Source organism: Microcystis sp. M083S1, from assembly GCF_020246405.1.
GTDB classification, from domain to species: Bacteria; Cyanobacteriota; Cyanobacteriia; order Cyanobacteriales; family Microcystaceae; genus Microcystis; species Microcystis aeruginosa_C.
This window is the reverse complement of sequence record NZ_JADBTB010000029.1, coordinates 1-21710: the sequence shown is the minus strand read 5'-3', so window position 1 is coordinate 21710 and position 21710 is coordinate 1. Positions and strand designations below refer to the sequence as shown.

Sequence of the window (21710 nt, the reverse complement as noted above, 5' to 3'; positions counted from 1 at the left end):
TACTATAGTATCAGTTTAAATAATATTAGGCAACCCTTTTAAGACATAAAAAAGACTTATTATTCCCTTGCAGTGCATAAGTAGAACTCATGAATATCTTGATAAACTGAGAGATAGTATTTAGCCTGTACTTCTAGGCTAAATTCTTGCACTACTTTTTCACGAGCGCGATCGCACAATTTTCCGTATCTCTCTCTATCTTCTAGTACCCAGGCGATTCCCTTAGCCAAGTCTTCAACCTCGAAGGGTTGAGCGAGATAGCCATTTTGTTGATGCTCAACAATATCTTTGAGTCCAGTAGCGTTGAATGCTACTACTGGTGTACCACAGGACAGAGCCTCAGAAGCAGTTTGACCAAAAGATTCCTGAATTGATGGCACAATCATTACATCGGCTGCTGAATAGACAAGTGCTAATAAAATATCGTCGTTTAGCCTCCCTAGATAGTGAACTTTAAAACCTAAATCGGGCGAATCAATAGGTTCGGATGCACCAAAAACGACTAATTCAATCTGATATGGCTGTTTAGTTTGATTGAGTTTTTGTAAAGCTGGTAGAAGAAACTGAAATCCCTTGCGATGATCGCTGTTGGCACTCATGGCACCGAATAGAATAAGCTGTTTATCGTGAGGCAAGTTTAACAAGTGTCGCGCTAGTTTTTGTTCTATAGGTCTATATGTTTTAATATCTAAGCCATTGGCAATAACTTCTATTCGTAAATTCTGAAATAGAGAACTATTTTTAGCACAATCAGCTAACCATCGACTAGGTGTTATAATTGTTAGATTTAAATTTTTCCAATTCTTAGCTTTTCGCTGCCAAACCCAGCGCGATATGTCCCAGTCTTGATCGCTATGCAGTTGAGGACAAGAACCGCAGGATTTCATATAGCGATCACATTCTCCACTATAGTGGCATCCGCCAGTAAACGGCCACATATCATGGATTGTCCAAACAAGAGGCTTATTGAGCCTAGCAACAGTTTCAATCTGTAAATATCCCGCATTAACCCAATGTAGATTAATAATATCGGAATCAAGTTGAGCAACTTGGGAAGCAATTCTATCGGAAATCCATTGGATAGAGTAAGGAGTGTGATCGCGATTAGGATACAACATTAGTGGCAAATGATCCAGGGTTGGTGTCAGCTTGCTCCACCCTTTAGCCAGCTTGCTGTTAGGTGACAAAACAGTATGATCGTCACGGGTTTTGTCACCAACCAGCATGGTGGAATCTACTCCCATCTTCCGCAAACCTTGATGCAGGCGGTAAGCGGCTGCATAGCCACCGCCTCGACCGTCAGAGTGACTGAGTAGACATACTTTCATGACTTAAAAAAAATCCCATCTAATTGAAGCATTTTTACTGTTTTGGCGTCAGTGAAGCCAAGAACAACCGCATGAATATCATAACCTAGTTCTCCACAAAACTCTAGCATTTCTTCAAAAATAAGATTATCTTTATACGCTACATTCTCGAAGAAATCTGGCATACTGATCGTAATTAGCACCTACATTGAAAACTAGATCTATACTATGATAATTCAAGAAACATTCTATAGAGAGTATCTTATTTATGGCTTAATTCCTTCCATAAATAAAGAAACTGGTTTACGAACTTTGCCTTCTACTATATCTAGATTGTAGCTATTAAAGTCTGGAATTCTACTTTCATCGGCACGACAAATGCGCACATCGATAAAGCCGGCTTGTTCAAGTAGCCGACGCAACGAATAGCGATCATACATCCAGCGATGGATTTCTCCTGAGTTCCGAAATACTCCTTCTTCAAATGCTTGCATAGCTTCATTTCCTGCTATCCTAGCTACCAGAAATTTTGTGATAATAATTCTTAGTTTTTGAACAAACCAATAGGGCTGTTTAGAAGTGATTTTCTCCCATAAAGATTTTTGAAGTGGTTGTACTTCCCAATAATTCTGAGCTTCAGCACCTATACGGGGGCGTATAAAATCTTTATTGGAAATATCTGGGTTAAGAAGAAAACGCATCATTTCACCACCTCCAAAGCTGCGAACTGTTTGATCGTAAAATTCGAGCATGATCCAATCATAGTTAGGCTCTACTTCTTTTAATCCAGAATCGACTTGTTCTAAAGCATTTAAGTAATCTCTAACTATCGATTCAAGATCGGGAACGACTATTCTAATTATCCCTTTTTGCTTGAGGACGCGGTGACACTCTACAAGCATTTTTTGAGCTTCATCTTGTTTGAGATGCTCTACAACATGAGAGCTATAACAAGCATCAAACTCAGCATCAGGATAGGGCAAATTTTTACGAATATCGTATGCTCTAACTTCCCGTGAAAATGAAACCAGATCAATATTCACCCAAGCTGGATGAAAAGTAGCACCACAACCAAAATTTAAGAGTTTCATAATTTAAAAAATTATTATTGTGAAATTACTGTAAATTTGAAACATTTTTACTTTTGTACAGACTTAGTTTTCGTAGGCTTTGTTTAACTTATTATTTTGGAGTCGCAGAAATAAAACATCTACTGTCTTGAGCTTCCTCAAGAATATTAAGTTCATAGTTTAATGGAAATAAAATCATAGCTACATATAGCATTGCTGATACGGAATGAATTTCTACAAGAATTATCGGCTTTAAACTTTCAAGAGTTTTACGTCCCCCTTCTAGAACTTTATGTTCTGCTCCTTCTACATCAATTTTAATCAATTTTAAATTAGTTATTTTTTTCTCTGTAACAAAATTATCTAATGTATCTACTTTTACCTCCATTGATGTAAAACCTGCCTTTTCATATACATCATCACTAAGAGACTTATAACTTCCTTCAATATATCCTCCAAAACTTGTTGAATTATCAATATTTTGAGAAAAATTAAAAGCAGCAGTTCCCTGAGAATCTGACAAGGCAAACTTATTAAATTAATAGATATGTTGTCTGAAATGTCTCTATTTTTGCCAAAGATTAGCTCCATACGCTCTACATTAAAAACGTTTGGTTCAAAAACATAAACTTTCCCCTTTTTTCCAGTTAACTTAGCAAAACACATTGAATGGTAGCCAATATGTCCTCTAATGTCTATAATAGTTTGTGATTCTAGATCAACCTTTTTCAAGAAATCGCAAAAAAAGTTATCATAAGCTCCCTCGATCATTTCTTTGAAGTAAAATTGTTCAGTTGGCACATAAATTATACACCCTTCCAATATGCCTCCTGAAATTTTATTCCACTTTGGCTTCGGTGAATAAAGATGATTGCGTAATGATTGAATTGCCTTATATACAATAGGGGGAAGTATTTCTTGGATTAATTTCTTCATTGGTCTAGTTCTCCTTAAATTAAATTTCCAGATTCAAATATGTAAAATTTCTAAATTTCTGTAAAATTAGAGATAGAATGGGAATTTTGTAAATATGCTTATGAGTAAAATCATCTGCCTGAACATGGCGTATCAAAAATGGGGGATGCTCTAAAGGAAAATTCATTTCTTTAACAGGAAGATTTGCCAATCTACTTTTACTACCAATTGTATGAGTAGCATCTTCACCAAATCCAATATTACTAACTAAATTTACATTAGGAAGGATAGTTAGACCATTCTGAATCCAACAGGCAAAATTCCAAGGATAATCCCAAGTATCAATTTTACCATCATAATAAGTTTGAAAAATCTTCGTCCAGTATTTGACAGCCTGAGTTTTTCCTAAAATAGACTCAAGCCAGTTACCATCACGAATTTCTTGCCAGAGCTTCATTTTAACATCATAATATTGCCACGCTCTCCTCCAAGTTGCCCAACCCCAAATGTGACTATAGCAAGAAAAATAGTAACTGTACCCCGTGCGCTTTCTGCCAAACTGAAAATTATCCCCTGAAATAGCCGTAATTCTTTCATCATTTCGATAATAATCAAGCAAGTCTTGGCAAAAGCGAAAAAAACTAGGATGTGGTAAGCAATCATCTTCAAGAATAATGGCTTGCTCAACCGTATCAAAAACCCAATCTAATCCACTCGATACCCGATTTTTACAACCTAAATTTAAATCAGAATAATTGCTCAATACCTCACAATCCCAATCAACGCCATCAACAATAGCACGAGCCGCCTTACACTTCTCAATATCATCGGCTTTATCCGGGCGCGGACCATCAGCAACCACTAATAACTTAGGTGGTTTAGCCTGACGAATGGCTTCAAATACCCTCGCCGTCGTATCAGGTCGATTGAAAATCAGTAAGGCGACAGGAGTGGTCAGTTGGAAGTCAGTCATAGACGAATTTACTGTTAACTCGTTGTATCCTAACCCATCCTGACCAAATTGTCAACCCATTTCAGGATTTTCAGAGCCATTAATTTTATTTTCACTATCTCCACTGTTAAAATCCGAAGCTTTCAAGACAGTTAATCCAACTAAGTCTCGATCTCTATAGTAATAGATAATATTGTCTTCTAGCAAACTATCATTGGCTCTTTGAGGGTTACGAAAGCTAATATATAAAACATCTGCTTCTTCATCATAATCTATCCAGATTCTTGAAGAAGGTGCGGTTAGCAAATAAGGAATTGATTTTAACAGATTGACTTCTGCCATAGGATGCCTCGCTTGATAATTTTTTCGCAGGAGGATGTCAAAAAAGCAGTTATGACAAATCCATCGTTCTTTAGTTCTTTATAGATGACGACCGCGTCTTTTCTTGAGATAACAGTTTTCGGATAATGTTTTAGTGCTATTAGCTCATCAGTCCATCCCTTAATAATCAAATCAGGTTCAGCAATAGTTTTTAGTACTATATCAATACATCCCGCCATGTAAGATACTTTCATGGCTTAGAAAATCCATTCATTATTTTCTCAATTTAACTGCCCGAATTGTTCCTGGTAACGAGCCAACAAAGCTTCTAGTTCTAGAACTCGCTGCCGTTCTCTTTCTGCGCGTTGAGCTTCCTGCTCGGCGCGTTGAGCTTCCTGCTCGGCGCGTTGAGCTTCCTGCTCGGCGCGTTGAGCTTCCTGCTCGGCGCGTTGAGCTTCCTGCTCGGCGCGTTGGGTTTGCTGCTCGGCGCGTTGGGTTTGCTGCTCGGCGCGTTGAGCTTCCTGCTCGGTAGGAGTCAGTATCCAATTGCCGTCTCGTCCGTACCAGCGCAGCCACAACCGCTCAATGCCTTGACAATTTCCTGCCCAAAGTCCCAATCCCAATTGTACTTCCTCTAGCCACAACTGCTGGTTTTCTAGTCTTAAAGGCTGATATTTTCCTGATTTTAAGGTAAATGCCTGCAATTGGTTGCTGTAGCGATCGAACACCACATAGTAGGGAATGCCTAAAATTCGTTCGTAAACTTCCCACTTGGCGGGAGGTTGGTTGATTCCCCGCACGGTACGCCCTAAATCTTCTGCTTCCGTTCCAGGAGAGAGTAATTCGATGGCGATGAAGGGAACAATTTCTTCCTGCCAAATCACATAACTCAGGCGCAATTCCTCTCCTTGGTACAGCCGCGAGACTCCCAAAGCGGCAAACCAGTCCGGCCGCTTGTACCATTGGGGATGGTAAGGGTCGTAGTAGAGATTTAGATCGCTGGCGATAAATATTTGTTCGGCAGGATAGTTAGAAGGTCGAAAGGTCTGGCGCAATAATTCGGGTTGGAAGAGATGAAATTCGTCAGGCAAGCCAGGTTCCTCCTGGTTTTCGCTGGGGAGGTCGTACATGGTTGGTAACATTTCTTTGGGTGGAAGGGACGGCGTTCTCTGGTACATGGGGGGAATGTTGCTAGTTTGGTGTTTAGTTTAGCAAGATAATATGGCATTCATGTCAATTTTAGACCCCTGAACGCCGCAAGCCTTGATGCACAATAAATCGGAACAGTCGTCAATTCCTCGTTCTCCATTGGTGAAAATGCCGATTCAAAAATGAACTACCCCACCAGGAGAGTCTTACCAAAATCCGCCCCGAGGAAGTTAGAGACTTTCGGGATTAATCCCCAATTCCCTGAGTTTAGCCGCCAATCGCTCGGCTTTTTCTTCGGCTTCTTCAGCTTTCCATTGTGCTTCCTCAGCTTTCTGTTGTGCTTCCTCAGCTTTCTGTTGTGCTTCCTCAGCTTTCTGTTGTGCTTCCTCAGCTTTCTGTTGTGCTTCCTCAGCTTTCTGTTGTGCTTCCTCAGCCAACTCTCGCGGGGTTGGTAACAACATTCCATCTAAAGTTGCCCAGCGAATCCAGACGGTTGTTACCCCTCTATATTCTCCCTGCCAACGAACTAAAGCTAATCCCAAACGACCACTGATTAGCCATCCTTTCTCGTTGGGTTGCTGCGGTTCATATAGGCCATCAACTAAGACAAATTCGGCAAAATCTTCAGGATTAAAAGGATCGTACCAGAAATATTCAGGCACTCGTAACTTATCTTGATAAATCTGTTTTTTCTCGGTTTTGTCTATTTGGGTGGTACTTTCTGAGAGTAGTTCAATCACTACATCGGGGGCTTTTCCCTCCTCCCAAGTAACCCAACTTTTTCGCTCCCCTTTTTGTACACCTAAGACGGCAAAAAAATCAGGTCCTTTGAAGTCTTGATTTTTCAGTTGTGCTGTACTGAAATAGACGAACATATTGCCACTGGCATAACCATCTTCTCGTTGGTCTAGCCAAGGTGATATAGTGTCTATTAACAGATCCATCTGCCATTTATGCCTTTGAGTTTCCATGGGTACTCCATCATCGCAGGGAAGTTCATCTTGCGTGGGTAATGCAGTTAACTGCATCGGTTGACTAAGCGTCAGAGTTTCCATATTTTTGTCCTATATTTTGGGTTTAGTTATTTAGATTTACTAGATTTTTTGCCCTCTTTCAGGCAAATATTACTTTAATTGACTGGCTATAGCAATTCTAAATGAGTCGTGAACGGACAGGGGGCTTAAGCCCCTTGTTCAGCTACCTGTTGTCAAGGGTTTAGGGGATTACTATATGTTATATCATAATTCTAGGCTAAGACGCATTTAATTAGAAATCATCATCCAAGAGCTGCTCAATTGAAAGCGGATAATTGATTTAATCTCTTCTTTTGTCACGACTTTTCTGGCAGGTAGTATCTTTAGTCCTATTATATCAAAGGCGATTGCGGCTCTCAGTGCCAGATATAGATGCCAAGTTTATCAAACATATCTTCTACACTTTGACAACTTACCATCTCTTCCTTTCGGTCAGTCTTTTCAAAGGTTTCTGCGGTTGTTCTGTGAGAGATGTCAACCGCAAAAGGAAGCCACTTAATTTAAGGCAAAATTTTGGCAAAATAAGGTGATTGACGCGGCGTTTATCGATCCTAATTGTTGAAAAATTTCTTCAAACATTTCCTTTAATTAAGACTCAAGATTAGCTGTTATTGACATTTTATTTGTCAGAGTAAATTGCAAGAAAAATCGCTTCTCAGTTAATTGTGGCTCCTGTACAATTTTTCAGCTTCAGTACAGGACAAAAAGCTTAAAGATTGCTTTGTGTCTATTTATTAATTACTCAAAGAAAATGCCCAGACCATTCTTTCTAATATGTGAGTAAGCACCAAAAGCAAACCCCAACCCGAAGTAATGTGCGCTAAAATAACCTCCATTGGTTAATAGCCATATTGACCATCCAAGCACACCTGGTAGAACAGTTAGCAAAGCCGTGCGTTTCTTGGAATCAAAAGCATAGGGGTTAAGCAATGCCTTACTATATAAATAGGGTATCTTAATATAGAAGAAGAATATAACGAGAAAAAATAAAGGTAATCCTCCCTTGAGGAGAAAAGTCAGAGGTCCTATATGAAGCCAATTTATTTCCATATCTAAATTCCAACCTCTGCGTATAGGATTAATAAAAGTAGCACCTAGACCTTTACCGAATAAAAAATCTAGATCTTGTAGATTTCCAATTACAAAAGAAGCCTCTTCAATTCGTTCGTTATTTGAACCGCTAGACTCATCAGTAAAAGCTCTCTCATATAGTAAATTATCCTGGAATAGGCGTATCAGATCAAAATTGATAATATCGAACATTATAACAGTAAATATAAAAATAGTAAAAGATATTAAGATAAACTTTAGCAAACTTAATGACATAGATGGTTGAGGCTTAAGAACCATAGTTTTGCTACATAGTCTATACAATAATAAGCTAAAGCCAGAAAAAATTAAGATAACTAGTAAGCTTAGAAAAGCACCTCTAGATGCGGCTATGAATCCACCAAAGTATAATTCTAAAAAGACTAATCCTAACATTGAAATTACCCAAAACCATCCCAATCTGCATAAAATCACTATAGAAATACCAGTGGGTATCAAGCTTGCAGCTAAAATGTCCATTACCCCACCTGCTACTCTTGTTTCTGTTCCTATCCTCGATATTGTACTTATGGCTTCTTTCGCTAACATAGCTTCAATAGTTATCTGAAAAGTTTGGTAGATCATGCAAGCTAAAAAAAACGCATAAGCAGTAAGTTGAAACTTTGGAGAATAGGATTTGGAGAGAAGGAAGAACATAGCCATTCCAACCCATGGATAGATAAAAATAATCCACTCTTTGTACATCCAGTAAATTTCATTACCAGAGATCCAGCCTATCAAAATATACAAAAATAAAGCAGACCCATATAAAATTCCTATTTTTCCCAAAAGCAACTTTCTAAACTCTTTTTCAATCAAAAATGCCGATGCTAGGGAAAGTAAAACTCCCCATGTTGGCAGAGAAATAATAAATTTAATGATAACCTCAGTTTTTCCCAACCAAGCATACACAAGATCATTAAAATTAAGTAGAAGCAAACTGATATAGAAAATCAAAGTAGCGATGAGTTTATTAACTAATTTATTCTCTCTATTGTTCATTTTAGTTTATCTTCTATGTAATAGTTTCCATAAATTAATTTTACACAAACTCTAAAATTTTCTGAAAAGCAGAGATCAATTGCTCGATTGAATGCAGGCGTCTATACCCTTCAAAATCTGGCTGGATAGAAAGATTGCCGGTGGAGAGTTCCTCATGCAATCTTTCTAAGATGCTAACACACTGAGACACATTTCCTCCTTCAATCCCATAGCCAAGATTAAACTTCTCAACCCGTTCGCCCATACAGTAGTTTTTGCTGGCGATTACAGGTTTCTGAAAGATTGCTCCTTTAGTCAGGATGTTGCTACTGTAAGGAAAATTTTCATAGGCAGCATAAAGGACATCGCATACCTGAACAACGGCATTAAATCCTGACCCGTCAGGAATCGAATTCCAGTAAAAGAAACAGTTGTCTGGGTTGGCTTTGACAATCTCCTCAATTTTCGCCAGTTCTGCGGCTGTAAATGCTGGTTCAGCCAGCCTACCTGCAAAGACAAAAAACCAGCGATCGCTCACTTGTTGAGAAACTTCCAGAAGCGTAAGTGTTCCTTTCCGCTTATCTAGAGATCCCAACAAACCAATGATCTTCCTGCCAGCAGCTTTAGCACGAATTTTTTGGGCAATCTCAAAGCTCATATCGGGTGGCGATTCATCGGTGATATCAGTTAAGACGACTACCGGCTTATTAAGCTTCTGTTGTAACTTGTCAGCAATACCTTCGTCTAGCACGGCCACTACTGGACAGTGGGAAGATTTTAGCACTGATAAGGGATTTAAGATGCCGTGGCGCATCCACCGCAGTTTTGGTGGTATCCGTAGGTAGCCAGGTTGAAAATAAAGCCCTGACCAAGGATAGGGAAAGATGGTGTCGGTGATAGCAGGAATTAATCCTAAGTATGTATCAAGCCAGGCAAAAAAGGTGATATCGGGGGCTTTGCCTAGCTTTGAGGAAATTTCTTGGATACTCTGGGCGACTCGTTGCCAGCGGGCTACAGCCATTGCTCTCGCCTGCAACTGGCGACCGGAAAACTGACTTGGCGAGGGTTCATGCAACTCAAAGGAGTGAAAGTTACTTGCCAACTCTGGACAGTGGCTGGCAATCCACAGGTTCATCTCTTCCGGTTCGGGACACAGAGAGATTACTTCATTTCCCAGGTCTAGTAGCGTCTTGGCGAAAAACTTCAGGTAGGTAGGGTGGTGGCCACCCCACAAGGTATCCACTAGGGCGATGGTTTTCAAGGTTTTTAACTCTGCTCCTTATACTTCTGGGATACAGCGACAAATCTAATTTTAATCTCCAGGCTATCGCTCTTGTCACTCTTCTTTAAAAGAATTTTAGATTTTTCACGTTCTTGCTACTTGCTACTCTCCATATTCAAAGTATCAGAATGGTTTAATACCCAATAAACGAAAAACTAATTTTTCGGAAATTCCTAACTTTCCCAAGACTAATGACATCGCTCTTCCTAAAGTTTTTAGGCGATCTATACCGCCAAAATAAGTGACTTCAAGACGAGGGATAGATAAGATTGCCACTATATAAAAAACAATCATTGTAGCAATTTGTATTCCAGGATTTGCTTTTAAAACAATGAGTATAACACGAAAGCAACAAGCTACGACCATTAACAACAAAGACGAGTATAGAGGGTTAATTAACCAACGACAAAAAGTAATCCAGTAGATTTTAGGCTTAAGACGACGAGACAAATAAATTGTTCCAGCCAAGGTCATTAGCTGTCCTAGCACCGCATATTGGAAGCCAAACACTAAAGCAAATATAACAAAAAACGGCAGATAACCAAGCCCGATAATCATGTGATATATCCAGTTGCCTTTTGCATCTCCCTTGCTCAGTCCTAAGAAAAATTGTACTATCGCATTGCCATGAATATAGCCTACCCAACAGAAAATAAACAACTGAAAACTAGCTTTGCTAGAAAATTCGGCATTGACCATAATAGTCAATAAGGCTGGACCTGCAATAATCAGTCCTGAATAGACAAAACCTGCAATTAACCCAATAAACCAGCGCAAGCGGTCTTCTATTTGTTCGGCTACCACTTCTAATTTATCTCCTTGAGCCGAGAGCATGGGAAATAGATAAGAAGACTGTCCATTTAAAATTGCATGAACTTGCACATATATGTTTTGTGCAAAAGTATAGAAAGGCAAAGAACTACTACCAAATACAGATGTTAGAAATATCTTATCAAGTCCCCATAGTATGCCTGCAAGCTGAGTTAGATAAACCCATTTTCCAAACGACCAAAGCTCAATAAACATGGCTTGATGCCAGGAAGGACGTGTCAGAAATCCAAGGATTTTAAAAACTATAAAACCAGTACATAAACAATTCAAGCAAGACAAGGCTAACTGAATTGTTGCCAAGGTTAAAATATTAGGAAAGGCTTTCAAAAAAGTGATTCCCAAAATACCATTGGCTAACATAAAAGTAGTATTCAGCTTAGTCTGCCAGTCAAATCTTTGAAGAGAAGTGAGAAATATATTCAAATAACCGGTGATTTGTTGTAGCAAAAACACCAATCCTAGTAATATACAGTACAGGCGAGCTAAATCAGGATTGCCCTCATATTTGCTCCACTGAACAATCCAAGGAGAGCCAAAAGTAAAAAGACAAAACCCAAGCAATCCAAAAGCCAAAGAAGTTGAAAAACAAACACCCGCTATTTTCTGAATTTCCTGAGAATTATTTTCTTCATAAGCGCGACTGAGCAATCGCATTGCGGCAGTCCCCAGTCCAAATCCACTCAAGGTGTTATTAATGCCAACAATAGCAGAGATCGCAATGGCAAATCCAGCTTCCGCTTCACCCAACCAACGAATCGTTAACCCAGCAAATAGAAACCCCAAGATTGCTGTCATTACAGAACCGATGGCTGTCCAAGTAGAATTATTAATAGCTTTGGCAAGTAGATTGCTCATAAAAAATTGGTTCTTCCGAACTTACACTGTAGAAAACTCCCCAAGCTCCCTCTCTGTCCAGCAATGCTCTAAAGTTGATAAATATCAATCTAACAAAAACTCAAAGCCCTATTATACAAGCTTTACAAGTATTAGTTGTTGATAGTTTTGCATAACAGGTTCGGTAGAGCCTAAAAATTCTGCTCTATTTATTCTAATATGGTTTCTGAATTTGTCTGAAGTGGTCTGTTCATTGCTTGGGAATATTGATTTGGAATTAATAATCTAAAGAGCAAATTGCTGAGCCCAACTCGAATTTTAATTGGCATGAGAGACAACATACTACATAATATCAAAAACAAGCGGATTTTTCCAGGATAACGGGTGATACAGAAAACAAAATCTGAAAAATCAATAGATTTACCAGTACAGAGATAGTAGATTGAATCGGATATGAGAGGACCTAGCAAAAGACCACACTTTAGGGCTTTATTAGACCAGTTAACTTGAGGATTCAATCTTCGTATTTCTTCTAAAGCCCGGACAAAACCTATGAAACGACTGCGGAATGTATCATAGGAAATTCGCTTAGGTTTATCTGATTTTTCTGAAGCAAACTCGCTGACTGGATTGAGTTCAACAATTGTATCGTCATTGCTGAGATGGACAAAAACACCTAAATGCGGATAGCTATAACCTGAACAACGAAATAAAGAGCGGCCACAATTCAAAAGATATTCTCTGTTTACTATAAAACCACTGATATTTCCCATAAAAAACATGAGTTTTCCTAGCGCAATTAAATCTATCTTCTCTAAGGGTATGGGTAAATAAGTCTCTGGTAAAACTTTTTGATATTGCTCAATACGAGCATAACCCAAAGTAAAGTTCAACCCCCCCTTAAGGTTTTCCAAAAAATTCAAGGCCTCACTTTCATAAACAAACATATGATCGGATAAAAGCCAAATATACCTTCCTGTGGCAAGGACTAGCGCCTGAATCACGTTTCCTTCAATACCAAAATTAAATGGATTTCTTTTTATTTTTATTCCTAAGTTTTCATGCTCGGAACTAAGCCATTCCCAAGTTCCGTCGTCAGAAGCATTATCAACGACTAATATTTCAATTTCATCTTGTTTAGCTAAAGAAGATAATGAAGCTAGGGTTTTTTGCAAAGAATCAATTCGGTTAAAGCTCGGGATTGCAATTGACAATATCGTTTCCATCTAAATTATCTTTCCTAATGAAATAAGATGTAAATGAATAGCCGCAGGTATAGATTGGGCTAATTCAAGTTTGAAGTGGACTAGTCCCTGACTGATTGAAGAATACCTTACAGGAAGTGGGATAGTCAAGGGATTTTCGGGGTCGATGGTTGATTAATGGGAATTAAACGCCAAACAAGGATCGAATCGAGTACAATCGTCACGGGGTAAGCATTTTACGTTGAGATCTCAGCGATGAAAGAGACAACCCCAGACGCAATGCCACCGTGCTTTCACCGATGGTGTCGGCGGTTTGACAATTGCTTCAAAAGCGATTTCTATAAAAAGCAATCAATCAAAAGCTCAAGCCCTTGCTAAATCAGGCCTTTAAGAGGTTAATTTTAATACTTTAGCACGGCAGGTTCCGTAGAACCGAAATTTGTTTAAGTCCCACTAGTCATAGCTTGTTTTTCTCCTTTATCAGTTTCCAAAGCCGCTCTAATTAATTCGTAGATAGTTAATCATACCGAATCCTGGTAATTTAATCGCTCATCGTAGCAGATATTGAGCAGTTGGTCAAGGCAAACCATGACGCAGCAGGATTAGAAGGGGAATTACTGGTGCTTAATCTCCTGGTTTAATTTGCCGAATCAAATAGCGAACTTCTGACAGCAAAACCTCAAAACGCTTGTCTGACTCTTCCTGTCTTTGCCTGATTTCGGCAATTTCTGCTTGCCGAGCTTCATTTTCTCGTTGTTGCTGTGCCGCAATTTGCAGTAGAGCGTTTGCCGTTAATCTTACCCCTTCTACTGAATCTTTAACTTCCGAAACTGATTCTCGCAATTCCGAAACTGATTCTCGCAATTCCGAAACCGAGTCTTTGACTTCCGAAACCGATTCTCGCAATTCCGAAACTGAGTCTGCCAATTCATCTAGCATCTCATCTGTCCATCTCGTCCGTTCCCCATCCCTTCTTGTCATGGCTTGTTTTTCTCCCTTCTCAGTTTCAATAGCTGCTTAAATTATAGATAATTATAGACGCAATCGCCGCCATTTTCCTCAAGCTTATGATTGATTCTCTGGTTTAATTTGCCGAATCAAATAGCGAACTTCTGACAGCAAAACCTCAAAGCGTTGGTCCGACTCCTCCTGTCTTTGTCTCATTTCATCCATATTACGCTGTTGCTGTGCTGCGATTTGTAGCAAAGCTTGTGCCGTCAATCTTACCCCTTCTACTGAATCTTTGATGTCCGAAACTGATTCTCTCAATTCCGAAACTGATTCTTTAATTTCGGAAACTGAGTCTGCCAATTCATCTAGCATCTCATCTGTCCATCTCGTCCGTTCCCCATCCAGTTTTGTCATGGCTTGTTTTTCTCCCTTCTCAGTTTCAATAGCTGCTTAAATTGTCAATAATTATAGACGCAATCGCCGCTGGTTTTATCAAGCTTATGATTGATTTTCTGGTTTAATTTGCCGAATCAAATAGCGAACTCCTGACAGTAAAACCTCAAAACGCTTGTCTGACTCTTCCTGTCTTTGCCTGATTTCGGCAATTTCTGCTTGCCGAGCTTCATTTTCTCGCTGTTGTTGAGCAGCTATTTGTAACAGTGCTTGTGCTGTCAATTGTAACCCTTCTACTGAATCTTTAACCTCTGAAACTGATTCTCGCAATTCCAAAACTGAGTCTTTGACTCCCGAAACTGAGTCTGCCAATTCATCTAGCATCTCATCTGTCCATCTGGAGTGTCCGGCCGAGCTTCTGGTCATGGCTGGCTTTTCTCCTTTTTTAATAACTGCTTACAATTCATTTATTATCGACGCAATCGCCAGCAATTTCCCAACATATTTCCTCTCTAAGCATAACAGTTGCCACCATAGCACACAATCAGCTAAATTGTAAAGCTGTATAGATTCTTCATTCAGCCTCCAGGTCAATTCCCATTGCCTTAAGTTGCGCCGCCAATCTGTCTGCCCTAGCTTTTTCTCCCTCAGCCCGCAGTTCAGCTTGTTCGGCTCTTTCCCGCTCCTGTTCAATCCGTTCACTCCCCCACAATAGTAAATTACCCGATTGATCCCACCAGCGCAACCAATAAGCTGTCATCTCCGCTTTTTTCCCCTGCCATACTCCTAGAAATAAACCAATTTCTGCCAGCCAGTAACGATAATTTTCATCAGCTTTCTGTAACTCATACTTCCCTGATACTAAGCGATAAACTTCTAATTCTCCGCTTTGTGGTTGAAAAATAATATAGACAGGTACTTGTAAGATTCGCTCGTAGAAATACCACTTGCCATAGGGATAGTGGGGATTGATAGAATACTCCCCTCCCTCCGTTTCTGAGATGAATTCCATGACAATTGCTGGTACTTCCCCTTCTGCATGAGGCGTGTAGCTGCGGCGAATTTCTCCTTCTCGGATAGGTGCTACTGCGGGTACATAAACCCAATCGGGAGCTTTTACTACTTTCTTACCGCTAACGGTGGCGCAAATGCCAAAATTAGAAGCAATAAGACTCGCTTCCACAATTAAACTGGCTAATTCTAAAGATTCTCGCGAAGCCGCCGCGAGGAGGGGTTGTAGGGTGCTTTCCACTGGTTCATCAGGGAGGGCAAAATCCGCTGGCAATTTCTCCCAGGTAATGGGGGGTAAAGTATCAGAGATGCGAGGTGCTAATGGGATTGTCATTTAGGCTCTCGTGTGATGGTGGTTATGGCGGTTTAGCTTGTGGCAGGATAGCACACAATTTGTAACCGTTCAGGGGGGGGTATGTCAAGCCGCCAGTGGCATTGACTAGGTTAAACCCACCTTATTTGGTAATTACTGGAAAAACTAGGGTTATCATTGTAGCACGGTGTTATGATTGAGCGGTGACAAATCGAGCCAGATTGCCACCGGAAAATCTTTTAATACAGTTATCCCTTGACTATTTGATTAATGATGAACAACCAACAAAATGGGGCTTTAAAAACCCAAAGTCAAGCAAATCTGCCAGTTTTTGCCCAACCGGCTTTTATCCCCTCCCCGACGCAAGAAGAAGAGGAACTGAACCTGCGTCAAGTCCTTTCTGTCATCAAGCATCGCTGGTGGGTAATCGCTGGCATCACCCTAGGGGTGACGGGTGCGATTGCTGCTTATACTTTCTTAAAAACCCCTATCTATCAAGGTAAATTCCTGCTGCTCATCGGTCAACCCATCGAGGAAAATAAAAGTTCTTCCAGACTGGCAGCCCAAGATATCCTACCTCAGTTAGGTGGTGAAGACATCGATTATGATACCCAAATCGCCGTTTTAACCAGTCCTCAACTTCTTAACCCCATCCTTAGTAAAATAACCCCTAAGTATCCCGACTTTACCTACAGTGATTTAATTAGTAAAACTGGCAAATCTGATCTCGAAATTAGTCAATTAAAAGAGACGAAAGTTTTAGAAATTTCCTATCGAGATGCGGAACCGGAAAAAATCAAGCTGGTTTTAGATAATTTAGCCCGTCATTACCTAAAATATAGTTCTCAGGAACGCAAGACCGAAATTAATCAAGGTTTGGATTTTGTTAACGCTCAATTGCCGGTGCTGCGGGAACGAGTTAATTCTCTACAAAAACAAATGCAGCAATTCCGGCAGCAATACAATTTCCTGGATCCCGATAAAGAGGCGACTCGTTTATCACAACAGTTAACCACTACTGAACAAGATTATCGGGCAGCCCAAGTTGCCCTTAACGAAATTAACTCTCGCTATCAAGCTTTACAGCAACAGGTGGGATTGGCCCCTAATCAAGCAATTATCGCTACTTATCTCAGTGAATCTCCCGGTTATCAAGATTTGCTCAAGCAGCTGCAGGAAGTAGAAGTGGAATTGGCCAAACAATCGGCAGTTTTCGCGAAAGATAGCCCGATAATCGCCACCCTAGAGGAAAAACGCGCTAATTTGCTGCCCCTACTGCAAAACGAGGCCCAGAGAACCCTAGGGGAAAAACTGCCCCAGACAGTGGGTAATTCCCCGGCTTTGGTATCTCAGAGTGCTTTGCGAGTAGAATTAACCCAACAATTGGTGGAAGCCGCTAACAGTCGCCAAACCCTAGAAATTAAGGTAGAATCCCTTGCCCAAGCCCTCGAACAACAGAAAGCCTCGGTCAAAAATCTTGCGGTTTTAGCCCGTCGCTATACGGATTTGCAGCGAGAGTTGGAAATCGCCACCACCAGCCTTAACCGTTTTCTGGATCAACAGCAAAAATTACAGCTACAGGTGGCACAACAAGTGGTGCCTTGGCAACTAATTTCCCCACCAGAGGTAGGGGAGGACTTCGTTTCTCCTAAACCTGTGCGAAATCTGGCTTTAGGGCTTATCGGTGGCCTTTTATTAGGACTGGGGGTGGCCTTTTTAGCCGAAAGATTAGACCCCGTTCATCATAGTGCAGATGAACTAAAAGAAGATACTAAACTACCCCTTTTAGGCGCAATTCCCTGGCAAAAAGACATCGGTAAGATCGAAAAAGTGATCACCGCCGCCCTACCCCAGTTAACAGTTGGCGATCGCAAAATTACTATCCCTAATACTAGCCCGAAATCAGCCAACGAAAACCCCTACTACTATAATTTCTCCCCCTTCTCGGAAGCTTTCCACACTCTTAACACCAATATTCGCCTCCTCGGTTCCGATTCCCCCCTCAAGTCCCTCGTGATTAGTTCTGTATCACCGGGAGATGGTAAAACCACCATGGCAATAAATATCGCTAAGGCCGCCGCTGGTATGGGAAAAAGAGTCTTACTGGTGGATGCCGACCTGCGACGACCCCAAATTCACCTGCGACTTAATCTCGATAACGACCACGGACTTAGTAATGTCCTCGCCGAGGGTCTCGATTGGAACGAGGCAATTCAATCCCTACCCCGCTACGAGAATTTATCGATTCTTACCGCCGGTTCAATTCCCCCAGATCCAACCCGCTTGCTTTCTTCCCAGAGAATGCAGGAGATGATCTCGCAATTACAGCAAGACGACGTTTTCGATCTAATTATCTACGATCTACCACCGATCACCGCTTTTGCCGATGCGAAAATTCTCGCCGCCATGGCCACTGGCCTAATTCTCGTCACCAAACTGGGCAAAACTGATCGCTTTGCGCTCAAAAATCTACTCGAAGATCTGAGATTATCCCACATTTCCGTGTTAGGTTTAGTGGCTAATAATGTTAGTCGGAAAGACCATAATTATGGTTACTATGGCCATTACTACGGGAAAAGATAATTAAATTCAAGATAGATTTTGGCTTCGATCCCCCCTTAATCCCCCCTTAATAAGGGGGGTGCCGATCCCCCCTTATTCCCCCCTTAATAAGGGGGGTGCCGATCCCCCCTTATTCCCCCCTTAATCCCCCCTTAATAAGGGGGGTGCCGATCCCCCCTTAATCCCCCCTTAATAAGGGGGGTGTCTGATGGTTTTTAACACCTAACTACTTAAATGCGGGTTTTAATCTGGTATCGCAATGATCTGCGGGTTCACGATCACGAGGCAATTCATCGAGCCATTCAAGAACAATTAGAGATAATTCCCTTTTATTGTTTTGATGAGCGTCAATTTGGTCTTACTTCCTACGGGTTCCCAAAAACTGGCAAGTTCCGAGCTAAATTTTTATTAGAAAGCGTAGCAGATTTGCGACAATCTCTGGAAAATTTAGGCGGTAATTTAATTATCCGACGGGGAAAACCAGAAGAACTTATCCCGCAATTAGTTCAAGAATTGCAGATAGCCAAGGTTTATTATCATCAAGAGGTAACAGCAGAGGAATTAGCGGTAGAAAAAGCGGTAAATCAGGCTTTATCTGGGTTTCCCGTGCAGATAAAAACTTTTTGGACAGCCACTTTATACCATCCTGATGATTTACCTTTTACCCTTAATCAACTGCCGGAATTATTTACTAATTTTCGTAAACAAGTAGAACGTCATTGGGAAATAAGAACAACTTATCCCACGCCGAAAAAGTTGACAAAATTACCTAAAATAGATTTTGGAAACCTTCCTAGTTTAAACGATTTAGGCTTAACAGAACTAATTCTAGACTGGCGAGGTGTTTTGTCGTTTCAAGGGGGTGAAATGGCAGGAAAATCACGGGTTAAGGAATATATTTGGGATAGTGATTCCTTAAAAACCTATAAAGAAACCCGCAATGAAATGTTAGGGACTAATTATTCCTCAAAATTCTCAGCTTGGTTAAGTTTTGGCTGTCTTTCCCCCCGTTATATCTATGAGGAAGTACAAAAATATGAGCAAACAAGAGTAAAAAATGACTCTACCTATTGGCTTATTTTTGAATTATTATGGCGAGATTTTTTCCGATTTATTTGCAGTAAACACGGTAATAAAATCTTCTATAAATCTGGTTTGCAAGAACTTTATTTACCTTGGCTAGAAGATTGGGAAAGATTTAATCTCTGGTGTGAGGGAAAAACCGGTTATCCTCTTGTAGATGCTAATATGAGAGAATTAGCCGCTACAGGATTTATGTCAAATCGTGGCCGGCAAAATGTCGCTAGTTTTCTGACCAAAAATCTCGGTATTGATTGGTCTATGGGAGCAGAATGGTTCGAGTCATTATTAGTTGATTACGATGTCTGTAGTAATTGGGGTAATTGGAATTACACTGCTGGTGTCGGCAATGATGCACGAGGATTTCGTTATTTTAATATCCCTAAACAGTCGAGAGATTATGATCCCAAAGGTGATTATTTACGTCACTGGTTGCCGGAATTAGCCCTAATAAAAGGCGATAAAATTCACGAACCTTACAAATTATCTCCAGAGGAACAAAAGCGTTATGGGGTGATTTTAGGGGTTAATTATCCTCGTGCCATTGTCGATTTTTTTCAATCGATCAAACACAACGAAAAAATTTATCTTCAGCATTTCAGTAATCAGTAATCAGTAAACAGTAATCAGTGAAAACACAGTAGGAAACTAGCATTTGATGAGGCTCACTTAATCCATACTGCACACTTAAAACTCAAATCTGATAACTGATAACTGATAACTGATAACTGATTAAGACATTTCTAACATTCTTTGAATCGGCAACAGTGCCTTAACTCTTAAATCTTCAGAAATAGTAATTTCTGGAGTTTTATCTCGCATACAGAGATACAATTTTTCGAGAGTGTTCAGTCTCATGTAGGGACACTCATTACAAGCACAGTTATTTAAAGCTGGTGCGGGTATAAATACTTTCTCTGGGGCGGATTTTTGCATCTGGTGAATAATCCCCGGTTCTGTGGCGACAATAAAGGTTTTTTCAGAACTTTTCAGAGAATAATTTAATAGTGCCGTCGTGGAACCAATATAATCGGCATGGCGTAAAACCGATGTTTCACACTCAGGATGGGCGATAATTTTTGCTTCTGGATGGGCAACTTTTAATTCTATTATCTTGCGTTCGGAAAAAGTTTCATGGACAATACAACTACCCTGCCAGAGAACTAAATCTCTACCAGTTTGCTGACTGACGTAACGGCCTAAATTGCGATCAGGAGCGAAGATAATCGGTTGATGGGCAGGGATTTGGTTAACTATTTTGACTGCGTTGGAACTGGTGCAGATAATATCACTCATGGCTTTAATTTCTGCACTGCAATTGATATAGGAAATCACGATATGATCGGGATATTGGGCTTTGAAACGAGCAAAATCTTGAGGATGACAACTATCAGCTAAAGAACATCCCGCATCTAAATCCGGCAGCAATACCAACTTATCTGGGTTTAAGATTTTAGCTGTTTCTGCCATGAAGTGAACCCCCGCAAATACGATCACATCTGCTGGCGTTCGGGCAGCCTGTTGGGATAAACCGAGAGAATCACCAATATAATCAGCTATATCCTGTATGTCAGAATTTTGATAGTAGTGAGCCAGAATAACGGCGTTTAATTCCCGTTTAAGCTCTTTAATTGCTGTAAATAGGTCATCAGGTAAGCTCGAACGATTTGCGGGTTGAACAGTTGTGAACACGGCGGCATTTATGGTTGTTTTTACCAAATACTAAACAGTCCTCTATATCATAGCAAATTTTTCTGAAGAGAGACCCCAAACAAAAAAAGCTTGATGGAACAGCGATCAAACGACTGACAACCAAACCCCGATAATACCATTTTTCAAAAAGTAGGACTTACTTTTTGGAAAATGGTATCGGAGTTTATTGCTTTTGCACTGTCCCCCCTATCCTATCGAGAGATTCTTGGTCAAGGGTAAACCCTATTTTAGGGGTAATCACAATATCAGCTAAGAAAATTTCAGGCTTATTCCTATCAAATTTCTGGGGACACTTCGGCCGAACAAGATAAAATCAAGAAATCTTGGCAGGGTTCCGATTTGGTGCGCTCTCACTTGTATGCTCACGCTCTTTGCACTATTTGCCTGAATAAACCCGCTAAAACTGAGATTATCGCTAAAATCAAAGACTGTTGGTTAAATTCTGGAATTCACACCTATTTTACTTGAGTAGTTATTGGTCAACCTGGTCCGACGAGCAACACAAAAATCTGTCGGCAAACTTTAAGCAAATTCGATTTTACTTACCGTTTGTGGCTTAGTAAGGTTGAGAATTATTGCGCTAATTTTAGAAGTAATAGAATGGGAGCAATCAGGGGAAGTAATTGACGTTATAATTAGCCATAGTTTTCCGTCAAAATTCGATTTTGTCTCTTAAAACCCTGATTAATCGGTTTTTAGAGCTAATTTTGACTCTTG

19 protein-coding genes are annotated in these 21710 nt (G+C 40.3%); 2 read left to right on the top strand and 17 right to left on the bottom strand.

Annotation, left to right across the window (positions count from 1 at the left end):
- Positions 1-59 precede the first annotated feature (59 nt).
- The 16 genes from IM450_RS02755 to IM450_RS02680 all read right to left on the bottom strand — a co-directional run bounded on the left by IM450_RS02755 (position 60) and on the right by IM450_RS02680 (position 15659).
- The gene (locus IM450_RS02755; protein ID WP_287670730.1) at positions 60-1328 is read right to left on the bottom strand and encodes a glycosyltransferase family 4 protein; all 1269 of its coding nucleotides are present in this window, start codon (positions 1326-1328) and stop codon (positions 60-62) included.
- On the bottom strand, positions 1325-1492 hold the full coding sequence (locus tag IM450_RS02750; protein ID WP_287670728.1) for a hypothetical protein: 168 nt from the start codon (positions 1490-1492) through the stop codon (positions 1325-1327). The genes IM450_RS02755 and IM450_RS02750 overlap by 4 nt, the downstream gene beginning before the upstream one ends.
- 81 nt (positions 1493-1573) lie before the next feature.
- The gene (locus IM450_RS02745) at positions 1574-2398 is read right to left on the bottom strand and encodes a class I SAM-dependent methyltransferase (RefSeq protein ID WP_287670726.1); all 825 of its coding nucleotides are present in this window, start codon (positions 2396-2398) and stop codon (positions 1574-1576) included.
- Between the two features lie 91 nt (positions 2399-2489).
- Positions 2490-2900: an FkbM family methyltransferase gene (locus IM450_RS02740; protein WP_287670724.1), complete on the bottom strand. Its 411-nt coding sequence runs from the start codon at positions 2898-2900 to the stop codon at positions 2490-2492.
- Positions 2901-3332: 432 nt separating this feature from the next.
- Entirely contained in the window at positions 3333-4265 is a 933-nt protein-coding gene (locus IM450_RS02735) for a glycosyltransferase family 2 protein (RefSeq protein ID WP_287670722.1), read from the bottom strand.
- Between the two features lie 51 nt (positions 4266-4316).
- Positions 4317-4586: a DUF2283 domain-containing protein gene (locus IM450_RS02730; protein WP_287670720.1), complete on the bottom strand. Its 270-nt coding sequence runs from the start codon at positions 4584-4586 to the stop codon at positions 4317-4319.
- Positions 4587-4846: 260 nt separating this feature from the next.
- The gene (locus tag IM450_RS02725; RefSeq protein ID WP_287670718.1) at positions 4847-5743 is read right to left on the bottom strand and encodes a Uma2 family endonuclease; all 897 of its coding nucleotides are present in this window, start codon (positions 5741-5743) and stop codon (positions 4847-4849) included.
- Between the two features lie 201 nt (positions 5744-5944).
- On the bottom strand, positions 5945-6769 hold the full coding sequence (locus tag IM450_RS02720; RefSeq protein WP_287670716.1) for a Uma2 family endonuclease: 825 nt from the start codon (positions 6767-6769) through the stop codon (positions 5945-5947).
- 717 nt (positions 6770-7486) lie between these two features.
- The gene (locus IM450_RS02715) at positions 7487-8839 is read right to left on the bottom strand and encodes a hypothetical protein (protein ID WP_287670714.1); all 1353 of its coding nucleotides are present in this window, start codon (positions 8837-8839) and stop codon (positions 7487-7489) included.
- Positions 8840-8879: 40 nt separating this feature from the next.
- Positions 8880-10079, bottom strand: coding sequence for a glycosyltransferase family 1 protein (locus IM450_RS02710; RefSeq protein ID WP_287670712.1), 1200 nt, complete (start codon positions 10077-10079; stop codon positions 8880-8882).
- A gap of 144 nt (positions 10080-10223) precedes the next feature.
- A complete protein-coding gene (locus IM450_RS02705; RefSeq protein WP_287670710.1) occupies positions 10224-11786 on the bottom strand; it encodes an oligosaccharide flippase family protein in 1563 nt (520 codons plus the stop codon).
- Positions 11787-11974: 188 nt separating this feature from the next.
- Positions 11975-12991 carry a glycosyltransferase family 2 protein gene (locus IM450_RS02700; protein WP_287670708.1) on the bottom strand — a complete coding sequence of 339 codons (1017 nt, stop codon included), beginning with the start codon at positions 12989-12991 and terminating at the stop codon, positions 11975-11977.
- A gap of 603 nt (positions 12992-13594) precedes the next feature.
- Positions 13595-13951 carry a hypothetical protein gene (locus IM450_RS02695; protein WP_287670706.1) on the bottom strand — a complete coding sequence of 119 codons (357 nt, stop codon included), beginning with the start codon at positions 13949-13951 and terminating at the stop codon, positions 13595-13597.
- A gap of 84 nt (positions 13952-14035) precedes the next feature.
- Positions 14036-14335 carry a hypothetical protein gene (locus IM450_RS02690; protein ID WP_002803016.1) on the bottom strand — a complete coding sequence of 100 codons (300 nt, stop codon included), beginning with the start codon at positions 14333-14335 and terminating at the stop codon, positions 14036-14038.
- Between the two features lie 84 nt (positions 14336-14419).
- Positions 14420-14740 (bottom strand): hypothetical protein, encoded by a 321-nt coding sequence (locus IM450_RS02685; protein ID WP_287670704.1) that lies wholly within the window; start codon positions 14738-14740, stop codon positions 14420-14422.
- 148 nt (positions 14741-14888) lie between these two features.
- Positions 14889-15659, bottom strand: coding sequence for a Uma2 family endonuclease (locus IM450_RS02680; RefSeq protein ID WP_287670702.1), 771 nt, complete (start codon positions 15657-15659; stop codon positions 14889-14891).
- Between the two features lie 249 nt (positions 15660-15908).
- Between IM450_RS02680 and IM450_RS02675 the strand changes: the two genes are divergently transcribed.
- Positions 15909-18221, top strand: a complete 2313-nt coding sequence (locus IM450_RS02675; RefSeq protein WP_287670700.1) for a GumC family protein — start codon at positions 15909-15911, stop codon at positions 18219-18221.
- Positions 18222-18434: 213 nt separating this feature from the next.
- Entirely contained in the window at positions 18435-19892 is a 1458-nt protein-coding gene (locus IM450_RS02670) for a DASH family cryptochrome (protein ID WP_002803021.1), read from the top strand.
- Positions 19893-20012: 120 nt separating this feature from the next.
- Here the strand turns inward: IM450_RS02670 and nadA are convergent, their stop codons facing one another.
- Entirely contained in the window at positions 20013-20972 is a 960-nt protein-coding gene (gene nadA / locus IM450_RS02665) for a quinolinate synthase NadA (RefSeq protein WP_043998019.1), read from the bottom strand.
- Between the last annotated feature and the right edge of the window lie 738 nt (positions 20973-21710).